The sequence below is a fragment of the Pseudomonas sp. SDO5591_S426 genome, assembly GCF_054070755.1.
Genome location: NZ_JBSVXD010000155.1, coordinates 1 through 14,098, shown reverse-complemented (window position 1 = coordinate 14,098; position 14,098 = coordinate 1). Strand labels below are relative to the sequence as shown.

The window sequence follows — 14,098 nt, the reverse complement described above, 5'->3', positions numbered from 1 at the left end:
AACTCAGGCAGCACGCGTTATCGTTGACGTCCATCGCGAGCAGGCTCGCTCCTACAGGGGACGGTATTCCATTTCTCGACAGGAGCTTTTTCCATGCTCGGCCATAACTACATCGGCGGCACCCGCAGTGCCGCCGGCTGCACCGTCTTACACAGCCACGACGCCAGCACCGGTGACGCGCTGCCCTTCTCGTTCGTGCAAGCCACCGTCGATGAAGTGGACGCCGCCGCTCAGGCTGCCGCGACCGCCTACCCGACGTTTCGCAACTTGCCGGCAACCCGTCGCGCAGAATTTCTTGAGGCGATCGCCGCGCAACTGGATGCACTGGGTGATGAGTTCGTTGCGCTGGTTTGCCGGGAAACCGCCCTGCCCGCCGCGCGCATCCAGGGCGAGCGCGCCCGCACCAGCGGTCAGATGCGCCTGTTCGCCCAGGTCTTGCGACGCGGTGATTTCTACGCCGCGCGCATCGATCGTGCCCTGCCTGACCGTCAGCCAATACCGCGAGTCGATCTGCGTCAGTACCGGATCGGCGTCGGGCCGGTAGCGGTGTTCGGCGCGAGTAATTTTCCGTTGGCGTTCTCCACGGCCGGTGGCGATACCGCCGCCGCCCTGGCCGCCGGTTGCCCTGTGGTGTTCAAGGCCCACAGCGGGCACATGGCGACCGCCGAGTGGGTGGCCGATGCGATCATCCGCGCTGCCGAGCAGACCGACATGCCCAAGGGTGTGTTCAACATGATCTACGGTGCCGGCGTGGGCGAAGCGCTGGTCAGGCATCCGGCGATTCAAGCCGTGGGTTTCACCGGCTCGCTCAAGGGCGGGCGTGCGTTGTGCGACATGGCTGCCGCACGGCCGCAACCGATCCCGGTATTCGCCGAAATGAGCAGCATCAACCCGGTGCTGCTCTTGCCTGAAGCCTTGCGCGTGCGTGGCGAGAAGATCGCCGCCGAACTGCTGGCGTCAGTGGTGCAAGGCTGTGGTCAGTTCTGCACGAATCCGGGGTTGGTGATTGCCGTTCGTTCGCCTGAGTCGACGGCATTCATTGCGCGGCTCAGCCAGCTGATGGCCGAACAACCGGCGCAAACCATGCTCAACGCCGGCACCCTCGCCAGCTACGAAAAAGGTGTGCGGGCCCTGCTCGAACATCCGGGCATGACGCATCTGGCGGGTCAGGAACAGCACGGCAAGCAAGCGCAGCCGCAACTGTTCAGGGCCGATGTCAGCCTGCTGCTCGAAGGCGATCCGCTGTTGCAGGAAGAAGTGTTCGGCCCGACCACGATCATCGTCGAAGTGGCGGACAAAGTTGAGCTGCGACAAGCGCTGGACAGTCTGCATGGTCAGCTCACCGCCACCTTGATCGGTGAGGCGCAAGACCTGCACACCCACGCCGACCTGCTGGCAGTGCTCGAACAAAAAGTCGGCCGGGTGCTGTTCAACGGTTATCCCACCGGGGTCGAAGTCTGCGATGCCATGGTCCATGGCGGCCCGTACCCCGCCACCTCCGATGCGCGTGGCACGTCGGTTGGCAGCCTGGCCATCGAGCGTTTCCTGCGCCCGGTGTGCTACCAGAATTGCCCGGACGAGCTGTTACCCGATGCGCTGAAGGATGTAAATCCGCTGGGGATTGCGCGGTTGGTTGATGGCAGCAGCCACCGCCAGCCGATTTAAGAAAACTCGAATAATCGTGGGAACGGGCTGGCTCGCGAAAGCGTCAGCCCAAACAACACTTGCATCGGCCCTTTGCCAATAGTCAGATAGGCACCACAACACACAAAAACGAGCTTTATCCATGCGTCAACTGCCCTCGCTCAACATGCTGCGCGTCTTCGAAGAGGTCGCGCGGCATCGCAGTTTCAGCCAGGCAGCCCTGGGACTGAACGTCACCCAGGGCGCGGTGAGCCGGCAGATCAAGCAGCTCGAAGACTACCTCGGCGTGGCGCTCTTTATCCGTACCCCTCAGGGCTTGTCATTGACTGAAGCCGGCAGCGCACTTTCCCCTCATCTAAGCGATGCTTTCGATCACATCGAACGAGCCCTGCAAGCCGTGCGCGTGCCCAACCTGCGTCAGCGCCTGCGCATCGTCGCACCGCCGACCTGGGCCACGCGTTGGTTGTCGGCACACTTGCGCGCGTTCTGCCAGCGCTACCCCGACATCAGCCTGAGCGTGACCCACCAGGCCAGTCACGACAGCCTCGCCGAGATCGACTGCCACATTCGCTTCGGCCTCGAAGCGGACAGCCATTGCCACAGTCAGTTGCTGGTAATGGAACGGCATATCGCCGTGGCCAGCCCCGAGTTGTTCATCGACGGTCAGCCACCGGACCTGCAGCATTTGCCGCTGCTGCACATCCTGCACAACGGCAAGCGCTTGAAGGTCTGGGAAAACTGGCTGGCGGCGATGGGCCGCGAGGATGTTGACGCCGGGCAAGGCCTGGAATTCAGCACCCTGGACCAGGTGATCCACACCGCGCTGGCCGGTGGCGGCCTGGCGGTGATCGACCGGCAGATGATCGAAAAGGAACTGGCCAATGGCAGCCTGCTGCCGATCACCCCGGTGGAAGTGATCGGGCCGTATGGTTATTGGCTGGATGTAGCGAATGACAAATGGGGTTTGTCGAAGGTGCGGTTGTTTACCGAGTGGCTCGGTTTAGTCAGCAATCCCTGACACCCCGTTATCCCCTGTAGGAGCTGCCGCAGGCTGCGATCTTTTGATCTTAAAAAACAAGATCAAAAGATCGCAGCCTCGTTTCACTCGACAGCTCCTACACAGCTCCTACAACAGATCGGTGTAGGTATTTAGACTGAGGTGGCCACTTTCACCGCCACCGCAGCACCACCCTCCACCGGACTCTGCGCCTTGCACGCCTGGCTCAAGGTCAGCGATTTGGTTTCCGGCGCCCAGGCCCAGGACAGCAACGCGCCAATCGCCAGGATCGCCGCGAGGATGCCCATGGTCGGGCTCAGGCCGATGCCCGCCACGCTCACCGGCAACAGAAAGGTGCTGACCGCTGAACCCAGTCGGCTTACCGCGGTGGCCAAACCAATGCCGCTGGCGCGCACTTCAGTCGGGAAGCTTTCTGCCGGGAACACACCCACCAGATTGCTCACCGCCGACAACACCAACGTGAACAAGCCGAACACCAACACCATCAGCCACGCCGCACTGCTCGGCAACACCGCCAGCAGGAATAACGCCACGGCGAGGATGATGAACGAGTTGATCAGGAACCCGCGCCGAGTGAACTTGATGGTGCACCAGATGCCGATCAGCGCGCCGAGGATCAGCAGCATGTTCAGCATCAGCTCAGTGCCGAAGCCTTCGGCCAGGCCCATCTTCTGCAGGATCGATGGCAAGAAAGTGTAGATGGCGAAGTACGGCATCACGATGCAGACGAAGAACAGGCAGTTGAACGCCGTGCGCTTGCGGTATTCAGGGCTGAACAGCACCGCGTAACCGGAGCGGGTTTCCGTGGAGCGGGTTTCGTCGAGTTCGACGTTGTCGCCGAGAAACTTTTTGACGATTGCGCGGGCCTCGGCAATGCGCCCCTGATTGACCAGCCAGCGCGGTGATTCCGGCGTACCGATGCGGGCAATCAGAATCAACGCCGCCGGGATCGCCGACGACGCCAGCATCCAGCGCCAGGCATCGTCGCCGAGGCTGAGCATTGCGGTGCCGACGAAGGTCGCGGCGACGTAACCAAAGGTCCAGATCACGCTGAAGGAACCGAGCAATACGCCGCGATGTTTCTTCGGTGCGAACTCGGCGAGCATGGCGTGGCCGACACTGAAGTCGCCACCCAGGCCAATGCCGATCAATACGCGACAGAGGAACAGCGCCATCGCCGACTCGACATAGAACTGCATCACCGAGGCGATGGTGATCAGGATGAAACTGACGAGGAAGATTTTCTGCCGGCCGACCTTGTCGGAAATCCAGCCGAAAAACAGGCTGCCGAGGAACAGGCCGATCAGCGCCGAAGCCCCTATCAGGCCTTGCCAGAATGCATCGAGTTGCATCTGTGGGCTCAGCAGTGTGAAAGCGATACCGATCAGGCCGAGGATGTAGCCGTCGGTGAAATGCGCGCCGAAAGTCAGGCCGGCGATCTTGATGTGAAAGCGCCCGATGGGCAGGTCGTCGATTTTTACCGGTTGTACGGACATGTAAGTCTCCAATTGTTGTTATTGACGGAGAAATGAAGCCAGCATCTGTGCACGGACCCTGTGGGAGCGGGCTTGCCCGCGATAGCGGAGTATCAGTCAACCTCCCTGTTGAATATGTCGCCCTCATCGCGGGCAAGCCCGCTCCCACAGGTTTTTCAGTGTTCTTACAAGCCACCCATCAACAGGTATTTGATTTCCAGATAGTCATCCAGACCGTACTTCGAACCCTCGCGACCCAGGCCCGATTCCTTGATGCCACCGAACGGTGCCACTTCCGTGGAAATGATCCCTTCGTTGATCCCGACCATGCCCGCTTCCAGCCCTTCGGCCATGCGCCACACGCGGCCGATGTCGCGGCTGTAGAAGTAAGCCGACAAGCCGTACGGCGTGTCGTTGGCCCGTTGCAACACTTCGGCCTCGTCCTTGAAGCGGAAACACGCGGCCACTGGGCCGAAGGTTTCGTCCTGGGCGATCAGCATTTCGCTGCTGGCCTCGGCGAGGATGGTTGGCTCGTAGAACGTGCCGCCCAGCGCATGACGGCGACCGCCGCACAGGACCTTGGCGCCCTTCTCCAGAGCGTCGCTCACATGCAACTCGACCTTTGCAAGCGCCGCTGCATTGATCAGCGGACCTTGCTCGGTTTCGCCTTCCAGCGCATTGCCCACGCGCATCGCCGCCACCGCTTCAGCGAGCTTTCCGGTGAAGGATTCGTACACGCCTTCCTGGATGAAGAAGCGGTTCACGCAGACGCAGGTTTGCCCGGTGTTGCGGAATTTCGAAGCCATCGCGCCTTTCACTGCGGCATCGATATCGGCATCGTCGAAGACAATGAACGGCGCGTTTCCACCCAGTTCCAGCGAGACCTTTTTCAGGGTGTCGGCGGCCTGGCGCATCAGCAACTTGCCAGTGCGAGTTGAACCGGTGAACGACAGTTTGCGCACGACGCCGGAGGCTTGCAGCGCACCGCCAATCGCCACGGCGTCGCCGGACACCACGTTGAACACACCGGCCGGAATCCCGGCCCGTTCAGCCAATACCGCCAAAGCGAAGGCCGACAAGGGTGTCTCTTCCGAAGGCTTTAGAATCATCGTGCATCCCGCCGCGAGCGCCGGACCAACCTTGCGGGTGACCATCGCCAGCGGGAAATTCCACGGGGTTATCGCGGCGACCACGCCGATCGCTTCCTTGACCACGATGATCCGCGCATCGGCCTTGTGGCTCGGGATCACATCGCCATAAGCGCGCTTGGCTTCTTCGGCGAACCACTCCAGAAAACTCGCGGCGTAGACCACTTCACCCATGGCTTCGGCCAGCGGTTTGCCTTGTTCGCGGCTGAGCAAAGTGGCCAGATCCTTCTGGTTGCTCAGCATCAACTCACCCCAGCGCTTGATGCGCTGGCTGCGTTCCTTGGCGGTCAATTTGCGCCACGCTGGCAAGGCGCGGTTGGCGGCGTCGATGGCCCGGTTGGTTTCTTCGGCCCCGGCCTTTTGTACGTCGGCAATCAGCTCGCCGGTGGCCGGGTTCAACACCGGGTAAGTGGCGCCACCGCTGGACCCTTCGCCGGTAAACCAGTGCCCATCGATGAAATTGCCGTGACGGATCAACGCGCTCATGCCACGGCCTCGGTCAGGTTGAAGCGCTCCAGACCCGGACGGGCCGAACGCAGGATTCGTTTGCCGGCGGTGTAATCGTTGATCACGTCGCACGGCGTGTAGTTGCGCTCCAGCTCATGCAGCTCTTCGGCGTCGAGTTTGGTCTCCAGGGCCGCCAAGGCACTGTCGAATTGCTCGGTGGTGTCGGCGCCGACCAGCATGCAATCCACGCCCGGATGATTGGCCACCCACGCTTGTGCGATTTGCGCGTTGGACACGCCACGGGCACGGGCCACGCGCTGCACCGAATGGGCGATCTCGAAGGAAGCTTCGTCGCTGTACATCTGCTGGGTGAAGAAGTCGGTCTGGTTGCGGGTCGACTTTGCATCGCCGGTCAGCAAGCCGCGAGCCAGAGGGCTGAACACCGAAACGCCCAGGCCCTGATCGCGGCAGAACGGGATCATCTCGCGTTCTTCTTCGCGGTAGGCGCAGTTCAGTTGCAGCTGCATGTTGATCGGCTTGACCCAGCCGTTGCGCTCGCAGGCCATGAGGATTTTTGCCAGTTGCCCGGTGAGCATGGTCGATACGCCGATGTAGCGCGCCTTGCCGGAACGCACGATGTCGTTCATCGCGCTCATGGTCTCTTCGACCGGCGTATTCACGTCGAAATAATGCAGCATGAAGACGTCGACGTAATCCATGTCCAGGCGTTTGAGCGAAGCATCGATGCTATCCATGATGTGCTTGCGCGAATGGCCGCTGGCGTTGATGCCGCTGCGGGTGCCGTAGCCGACCTTGGTGGTGATCACCAGGTCTTCGCGACGGGCCAGACGCTTGACGATTCGCCCCACCACTTCTTCGCCGACACCGGCGGAATAGAAGTCCGCGAGGTCGATGAAATTCACGCCGTTGTCCAGCGCGTGCTTGACGATCGGCTCGCTTTTCTTCTCGTCGAAGATCCACGGTTTCCAATCCGGGGTGCCCATGTTCATGGTGCCCAGGCATAGACGGGAGACTTCAAGGCCGGAGTTGCCCAAACGGATGTATTGCATGGCGCGGACCTCAGGCTTTTGGCGTGTAGAAAGGGTTGCTGATGTGGTTGACCACGTCCGCCAGCTGCGCGGTTTCCGGCTTGCCGGTCAGGGCGGCGCGAATCGCGGTGCGGCAGGCGTTGTAGTTGTTCAGGTAGACGGCATCGAGGTCGTCGCAGGCCGGGTTGACCCAGTTGGCGGTGACGATGGCCCACTCGTCTTCGGCTTCCGGCGGCAGGGTGCCGTCGAGCAGCGCTTCCAGAACAGCCTTGGCGATACCGGCCTGGGACGCGCCCCAGGTGGCGTTGCCGTGCAGGTCGCTGCTGATCGCGGCTTTGTTGACGTACAGGGTCATCGGCTTGACCGGAATGTTCGGTTGGGCGATCACCATGAACGGGCAATGGCCCTGGCTTGGCGACGCCAGGCTGTTGGCGAACGCTTGCCCGGCCGGGCCGTTGCGCGGGCCGATCAGGATGTTGATGTGCGCGGCGTTCACGCCCGGGCCTTCGAAGCCTTCACCGATGTACAGGTCGAGTTCTTTCATGAGTCGTTACTCTTCAGGGAGTTTTTTGGGTGATCAGCAGCACACGCAAGCACAAGGCATGGCGTGGCAAATGTCTGGGTTCGAAGAGCGCAGCAGGACGCTGGCGAGGACGCGGCAGTGATGATGAGTCATGGTTGCAAACGCTCTTTTTTGTTGTTGATGAGCTGGTTTGCGATTTTTTAACACTGGGGGTTTGCGGGGGTGTAACCATAAAAAATCATGGGGGTATGAGTTCAGGTCATACCCCTCAGGAGCGATAAAAAACTGTAGGAGCCGAGCTTGCTCGCGATGGCGGTGTGTCAGCCAATACACAGGTTGACTGTTACATCGTCATCGCGAGCAAGCTCGGCTCCTACAGGGGATCGCGGGGTGTTTGGGATTATTGCGACATCGCGTCCTTTTTCATCGCATCTTTGGACATGGCATCTTTTTTCATGCCGTCCTTGGACATCGAGTCTTTCTTCATTTCGTCTTTTTTCATCGCATCCTTGGACATCGCATCTTTCTTCATGGCGTCTTTGGACATGGCATCCTTGGACATCGAATCCTTGCTCATGCTGTCGTTGCTCATGGTGTCAGCCGCGAACACGCTAGCGGCACCAACGGCCAGGCACATGGACAGAACAACGGTGGTCAACTTTTTCATGATGAAACTCCTTGAAGCTCAGGTTGCGGACGGGTGAATTTTCCGGGGATTGATCAGCTGCCACCGAACCAGTTGTAGCCCTGGTCTTCCCAGTAGCCGCCGCTGTAGGTGTTGCTGACGAAAATCGCCTGAATGTGTTTGGGGTTCTTGTAGCCAAGCTTGGTGGGCATGCGCAGCTTCATCGGGAAGCCGTATTCGCGTGGCAGCACCGCGCCGTCGTACGTCAGCGCCAACAAGGTTTGCGCATGCAGCGCGGTGGCCATGTCGATGCTGGTGTAGTAGTCGTCGGCGCATTTGAAACCGACGTATTTGGCATCGGTGTCGGCGCCAATGCGCTTGAGGAAATCGCTGAAACGCACACCGCCCCAGCGGCCGATCGCGCTCCAGCCTTCAACGCAAATGTGCCGGGTGATTTGGTCGGTCTGGGCCATGGCGCGCAGTTCTTCGAGGCGCCAGCTACGTTTGTCGGCGACCAGGCCGGTGACTTCCAGGCGATAACTCTCCTCCTCCACCGTTGGCGCTTCGTCGATGCCGTAGAAGGCATTGAAGGGAAACGGCCGAGTGATCATCGACGCCGGATAGGTCGGCGCCATCGCGTTGGGGTTGAACAGCCAGCCTTGCACCCGGTCGTTGAAGCGCGACATGGACGACAACGCGGTCTCGACACTGTCGTTATCGGTGATGTTGCAACCGGACAACATCGCCACACCGCCGAGGGTCAGGCCACGCAGCAGAAACGAGCGGCGCGAGCGGTCTTCGATCTGCGGGGCGAGGATTTTCCGGGCGTCGGTCAGGATGGAAGACTCGTCCAACCCGGAGCCTTGAATGGGCTTTTTCATACGTGCTCCTTGCGGCCGACGATCATGGCCAACAGCGTTTTGGGAACCAGCGCGACCATCAACAGATGCACCGCCACAAAGGCCACCAACAGCGCCATCGCGAAGAAGTGCACACGGCGCGCGCCTTCATAACCCCACATCAATTCGCGCAACAGCGGGAACTGCACCGACTTCCACAACACCAGCCCGGAGAGCACCAGCAGAGTGATGTCGACGATCACGAACAGGTACGCCACGCGCTGCACCTGGTTGTAATGACTGAGGTCGGCGTGGCCGAGTTTTCCGCGCAACGCGGCCCACAGGTCATGCAGCACGCCTTTGGGGGAAACCGGGAAAAAACGTCGTTTCAGGCGTCCGCTGAACAAGTTGAACGCGAGGTAGACCAGGCCGTTGATCGCCAGGAACCACATCGCCGCGAAGTGCCATTGCAATGCGCCGCCGAGCCAACCACCGAGGGTGATCGATTTGGGGAAGCTGAAATCGTAAATCGGCGAGGCGTTGTAGATGCGCCAGCCGCTGGTGACCATCACCAGCACCGCCAATGCGTTCAGCCAGTGGGTGAGCCGCAGCCAGCGCGGGTGGCTGGGCTTGGGTGAAGCAGTTGACTGCGACATGTCCGGCTCCGGATGTTGTTATTCGTTGGAGCCGAGTATGGGAGCCGGAAGATCGCCAAATCCTCACGTAAAGTTAAATTTAATGTGATAACTGGTCCTTGAATGCCTCCGAGAAACCTGTGGGAGCGGGCTTGCCCGCGATGAGGCCATCACATTCAACATCAAGGGTGTCTGATCCAGCGCTATCGCGGGCAAGCCCGCTCCCACAAGGTTTTGTGTGATCTGTAACAAGCGCATCTATGGTTAAATGCCGCCCCCCGCAAATTGCCGACCCAGACCCATGAACGCAGACGCCCTCTCCATCCTTCACGACCACCTGCTGACGGCACTGGCAACACCGCCCGCCGAAACCCGCCGCCTGTTCCACGGCCGTGGCCGTTGCTGGCCGGGGCTGGAGCAAGTGACCGTGGACTGGCTGCAAGGCGTGGTGCTGGTGGCGTTGTTCAAGGAGCCGGAAGCCGCGCAACTGGAGGATCTGAAGCGGTTGCTGATGACGATCACTCAGTCAGCGCAATGGGCGCAATCCGGTGCGCACACCTTGCTGCTGCAACATCGCTACCTGCTGCAAAGCACCACCGAATGGCTGCTCGGCGACGTCATCGAGGAAATGACCATCACCGAAGGCGGGCTGAAATATCGGGTGGACCTGGGTCGCAAGCAGAACACCGGGCTGTTCCTCGACATGCGTTACGGTCGCGATTGGGTGCGGGCCAACGCCGAGGGTAAACGGGTGCTGAACCTGTTCGCCTACACCTGCGGTTTTTCGGTAGCGGCGATCGAAGGCGGCGCGACGCATGTGGTCAACCTCGACATGTCCAGCCCGGCCCTGAGCCGTGGTCGCGACAATCATCGGTTCAATGGACATGACCTGAGCAAGGTCACGTTCCTCGGCCACGACCTGTTCAAGTCCTGGGGCAAGGTGATTGGCAAAGGCCCGTACGACATGGTGATCATCGACCCGCCGTCGTTCCAGAAAGGCAGCTTCTTGCTGACCAAGGACTACCAGCGCGTGCTGCGCCGCTTGCCGGAATTGCTCGTGGAAAAAGGCACGGTACTGGCCTGCATGAACGACCCGGCGTTCGGTGCCGACTTCCTGATCGACGGCGTAACCCGCGAGGCGCCGAGCCTGCGGTTCGAGCAGCGGCTGGAGAATCCGCCGGAGTTTCCGGATGCCGATGTGGAATGCGGGTTGAAGGCGTTGGTGTTTACGCTGGCGGATTGAGCACCAACGCAAACAACTCCCCATGCCCGTTCACATTGAGCTTGTGATACAGATTGCGTCGATGCACCTTCACCGTCTCCGGGGAAATGCCCATTTTCTGGGCGATGGCCTTGCTGGAAAAGCCCTGCAGAATCAGCCGCGCCGTTTCGATTTCCCGCACTGACAGGCGTGCGTCGAAACGGTCCAAAAGGGTTGCCAGATCACCGGCCACCGCTTCAGCGACCGGCCCTTCCGGTGGCAGCAATTGCACGTGTCGACGCATGGCGGCCAGCACCCAGTCGCGCACGCACAACAGGCGGCCTTGCTCTTCGAGGCTGAAGCGCGTCGAGCGTCCCAGGGACAGACCGAGCACTGCGCCGTCGAAGTTGAGCATGAACTGCAACTCGTCACCGCCGACCACCGAACGGAAGTAACTGAGGTAGTACTCACTCTGCTGGAACTGGTCCGGGGCCAGGGAATCGAGGCTGTGCAAACCGTCATTGATGCCGGCACATACAGCCAGATAAAACGGGTCGAGCAGGTACATGCCGGCGCGGTAGTCCGCCAGTTCTTCGTGCTCGTCGCCGCTACCCTTGGCGTCGAAATCGATCAGCAGGCGCGGCACTCGACCCGGTCGCATCACCGCGACCAGGGCGTTGTCCAGCGGCACCAGCAAGCGCAGGGTATCGACCAGCGCGCGCCAGAATCCGTCTTCGCCCAACACGCCAAACACCCGCGCCAGCCCCTGGTGCAGCGGCAACTCTTTCAACAACGCGTCCACGCACTACCCCTTTCGAGTAACCCATGATGGGAATGGGTAACGGCCACCCCGGTCGATACGCTGCAAGCTCCTGAACATCACCGGCCGCAGCAGGCCAGGAGTGCCGCATCATGAGTGGTCACCGCTCGTATTTCAATCTGGGGTTTGGTGCCTGTCTGGCGGTTTCGCTGTCGGCGGTTGCCACTGAGAGCCCGACCGTTCACGTGTACAACTGGTATGACTACATCGGCCCGAACACCCTGCATGACTTCAAGCGTGACACCGGTATCCAGCCGGTCTACGACACGTTCGACAGCGCCGAAGTGCTTGAAGGCAAACTGCTGACCAGTCGCAGCGGCTACGACGTGGTGGTGGCCAGCAACTTCAGTTTGCCGACGCTGATCAAGGCCGGCGCCCTGGCCCCGCTGCCCCGCGCCGAGATGCCGGATTTCAAGAACATGGACACCGAGCTGCTGGCGAAACTGGCCAACAACGATCCGGGCAACCAGTACGCCGTGCCGTACCTGTGGGGCACCAACGGCATCGGCTACAACATTGACAAAGTGCGCGCGGTACTCGGCGACAAGGCGCCGGTGGATTCCTGGGACCTGGTGTTCAAGGAAGAGAACCTGGCCAAGCTCGGCGAATGCGGCGTGGCGATGCTTGATTCGCCCTCCGAGATGCTGCCGGTCGCGCTGCATTACCTGGACCTGCCGCCCAACAGCACCAACCCCGAGGATTACAAGAAGGCCGAAGCGCTGCTGCTCAAGTTGCGCCCGCACATCGCCTACTTCAACTCGTCGAAATTCATCAGCGACCTGTCCAACGGCAACATCTGCGTGGCGGTCGGCTGGTCCGGCGCGATGCTGGAAGCCAAGGCCACCGCCGAACAGGCCGGCAACGGCGTGAAGATCGCCTACAGCCTGCCCAAGGAAGGCGCGCCGGTGTGGTTCGACACGCTGGTGTTGCTCAAGGACGCGCCGCATCCGCAACAGGGCCTGGCTTTCATCGATTACCTGATGCGCGCCGAAGTCATCGCCCCGGTCAGCAATCACCTCAACTACCCCAACGGCAACCGCAACGCGACGGCGCTGGTGGCTGAGGCGACCCGCAACAATCCGGCCGTCTATCCGTCAGCGCAAGCGCTGGCCACGTTGTTCACCTTGCAGCCATTGCCGCCGGCGACCGAGCGGGTGCGGACGCGGATCTGGAGCAAGGTCAAGAACGGTCAATAAACCGCGATCCATTTTTTGCCAAGAACTTGAAGATGAGAAAACCAATGAAACCACGTGCCCGCGACCTGAACATCCAGTTCGGCCAACTGCAGCCCGGCCCGCTCAACGCCATCACCGACGTACCCGGCGTACGGGTCGGTCACAGCAATGTGCGCGGTCGCACCGCTAACGGTCGCGACATCCTGAGCGGCGTCACCGTGATCGAACCCCGTGTCGGTTCCACCAGCCAGCAACCGTGTTTTGCCGGGGTGCATGTGCTCAACGGCAATGGCGACGCCACCGGTCTTGAGTGGATTCGCGAGGCCGGTCTGCTGACCAGCCCGATTGCCTTCACCAACACCCACAGCCTGGGCGTGGTGCGTGATGCGCTGATCGCCGTGGACCGTGAGCAGCAACCGGACGACGGGCGACTCTACTGGAACATGCCGGTGGTGCTGGAGACCTACGACGGTTTGCTCAACGACATTAACGGGTTTCACGTCAAACCTGAGCATGTGGCCGAAGCCGTGCATTCAGCGGTGGGCGGTCCGGTGGCTGAAGGCAATGTCGGTGGTGGCAGCGGCATGATCTGCCATGAGTTCAAGGGCGGCATCGGTACTGCGTCGCGACGGCTGAGCGCTGCCCAAGGCGGCTGGACCGTCGGCGCCATCGTCCAGGCCAACCATGGCATCCGCAACGAATTGCGTGTCGATGGCTACCCGGTCGGGCGCTACATGGAACAGGTCGACTCGCCGTTTCTCAGGGCCTCGTTGCCGCATCCGGGCATGGGCTCGATCGTGGTTTGCCTGGCCACCGATGCGCCGTTGCTGCCGCATCAATGCACGCGTCTGGCACAACGCGCCAGCCTCGGTCTGGCCCGTACCGGCGGCGGCAATGAGGACCACAGCGGCGACATTTTCATCGCCTTCGCCACCGGTAACGACCACGTGCCGCCAGCGGCCTATGAAAGCAAAAAAGCGCCGACCACGGGCAACCTGAGCATGGTCAATAACGATCACATCAGCGAATTGTTCCTGGCGGCCACCGAAGCGGTGGAAGAAGCCATCATCAACGCCCTGCTCGCCGCCGAAACGACGGAAGGTAACGGGCACGCGGTGTCGGGGCTGGATGCCGAGACTCTGCTCAAAGCCTTGAATCAGGCCGGTTGGTCGGGTGAGCACCAGCGTAGAAGCTGACACTTGTGGGGGGACGCGACTAGCGGTACTTGAGTGCACCCCCCCCACCTTTCTACGATGAAACTGCGCAGCCGCTTGCTTGCCCAAGCCGTTGCGTAGGTGGTGAGTGCATTGAACCCCTATCAAGCTCACCGCCTGCTTCATGCGCATCTTGAGCCTCAAAGGCTCCACTTTCTCCCCATCAAAGAGCTTTGAGGCTCTTTTTTAACCGCTGACCCCTTTCTACAAGCCAACACATCACCCTGTGGGAGCGGGCTTGCCCGCGAAGGCGTCCTGTCAGTCAATATTTGTAGCGACTGACAC

General features: G+C 61.0%; 13 protein-coding genes. 5 read left to right on the top strand and 8 right to left on the bottom strand.

Annotated features, from left to right (window positions below; translation table 11 throughout):
* Positions 1-93: 93 nt before the first annotated feature.
* Together ACW9JC_RS23290 and ACW9JC_RS23285 are read left to right on the top strand one after the other, a co-directional pair.
* Positions 94-1,665 (top strand): aldehyde dehydrogenase (NADP(+)), encoded by a 1,572-nt coding sequence (locus ACW9JC_RS23290; protein WP_457457891.1) that lies wholly within the window; start codon positions 94-96, stop codon positions 1,663-1,665.
* 121 nt (positions 1,666-1,786) lie between these two features.
* Entirely contained in the window at positions 1,787-2,662 is an 876-nt protein-coding gene (locus ACW9JC_RS23285) for a LysR substrate-binding domain-containing protein (protein ID WP_457457889.1), read from the top strand.
* Between the two features lie 131 nt (positions 2,663-2,793).
* Here the strand turns inward: ACW9JC_RS23285 and ACW9JC_RS23280 are convergent, their stop codons facing one another.
* The 7 genes from ACW9JC_RS23280 to ACW9JC_RS23250 all read right to left on the bottom strand — a co-directional run bounded on the left by ACW9JC_RS23280 (position 2,794) and on the right by ACW9JC_RS23250 (position 9,424).
* The gene (locus ACW9JC_RS23280) at positions 2,794-4,158 is read right to left on the bottom strand and encodes an MFS transporter (protein ID WP_457457887.1); all 1,365 of its coding nucleotides are present in this window, start codon (positions 4,156-4,158) and stop codon (positions 2,794-2,796) included.
* A gap of 164 nt (positions 4,159-4,322) precedes the next feature.
* Positions 4,323-5,771, bottom strand: coding sequence for an NAD-dependent succinate-semialdehyde dehydrogenase (locus ACW9JC_RS23275; RefSeq protein WP_457457885.1), 1,449 nt, complete (start codon positions 5,769-5,771; stop codon positions 4,323-4,325).
* Complete coding sequence (locus ACW9JC_RS23270) at positions 5,768-6,802, bottom strand: aldo/keto reductase (RefSeq protein WP_416128398.1); 1,035 nt, start codon at positions 6,800-6,802, stop codon at positions 5,768-5,770. The genes ACW9JC_RS23275 and ACW9JC_RS23270 overlap by 4 nt, the downstream gene beginning before the upstream one ends.
* 10 nt (positions 6,803-6,812) lie before the next feature.
* Positions 6,813-7,325 carry a formaldehyde-activating enzyme gene (fae, locus tag ACW9JC_RS23265; protein ID WP_008043405.1) on the bottom strand — a complete coding sequence of 171 codons (513 nt, stop codon included), beginning with the start codon at positions 7,323-7,325 and terminating at the stop codon, positions 6,813-6,815.
* Between the two features lie 379 nt (positions 7,326-7,704).
* Positions 7,705-7,971, bottom strand: coding sequence for a pentapeptide MXKDX repeat protein (locus ACW9JC_RS23260; RefSeq protein WP_150701420.1), 267 nt, complete (start codon positions 7,969-7,971; stop codon positions 7,705-7,707).
* Positions 7,972-8,024: 53 nt separating this feature from the next.
* On the bottom strand, positions 8,025-8,810 hold the full coding sequence (locus ACW9JC_RS23255) for a molybdopterin-dependent oxidoreductase (RefSeq protein ID WP_416128396.1): 786 nt from the start codon (positions 8,808-8,810) through the stop codon (positions 8,025-8,027).
* The gene (locus ACW9JC_RS23250) at positions 8,807-9,424 is read right to left on the bottom strand and encodes a cytochrome b/b6 domain-containing protein (protein ID WP_457457882.1); all 618 of its coding nucleotides are present in this window, start codon (positions 9,422-9,424) and stop codon (positions 8,807-8,809) included. Before ACW9JC_RS23250 ends, ACW9JC_RS23255 begins: the two co-directional genes overlap by 4 nt.
* A gap of 280 nt (positions 9,425-9,704) precedes the next feature.
* Here ACW9JC_RS23250 and ACW9JC_RS23245 point away from each other — a divergent pair, with 280 nt between their 5' ends.
* Complete coding sequence (locus ACW9JC_RS23245; RefSeq protein WP_457457880.1) at positions 9,705-10,646, top strand: class I SAM-dependent methyltransferase; 942 nt, start codon at positions 9,705-9,707, stop codon at positions 10,644-10,646.
* Here the strand turns inward: ACW9JC_RS23245 and ACW9JC_RS23240 are convergent.
* A complete protein-coding gene (locus ACW9JC_RS23240; protein WP_457457878.1) occupies positions 10,630-11,406 on the bottom strand; it encodes a helix-turn-helix transcriptional regulator in 777 nt (258 codons plus the stop codon). The genes ACW9JC_RS23245 and ACW9JC_RS23240 overlap by 17 nt on opposite strands.
* Before the next feature lie 110 nt (positions 11,407-11,516).
* Between ACW9JC_RS23240 and ACW9JC_RS23235 the strand changes: the two genes are divergently transcribed.
* Both ACW9JC_RS23235 and ACW9JC_RS23230 read left to right on the top strand, forming a co-directional pair.
* Positions 11,517-12,620 (top strand): extracellular solute-binding protein, encoded by a 1,104-nt coding sequence (locus ACW9JC_RS23235; RefSeq protein ID WP_457457876.1) that lies wholly within the window; start codon positions 11,517-11,519, stop codon positions 12,618-12,620.
* A gap of 44 nt (positions 12,621-12,664) precedes the next feature.
* Complete coding sequence (locus ACW9JC_RS23230) at positions 12,665-13,795, top strand: DmpA family aminopeptidase (protein WP_338581754.1); 1,131 nt, start codon at positions 12,665-12,667, stop codon at positions 13,793-13,795.
* The last annotated feature ends 303 nt before the right edge of the window (positions 13,796-14,098 follow it).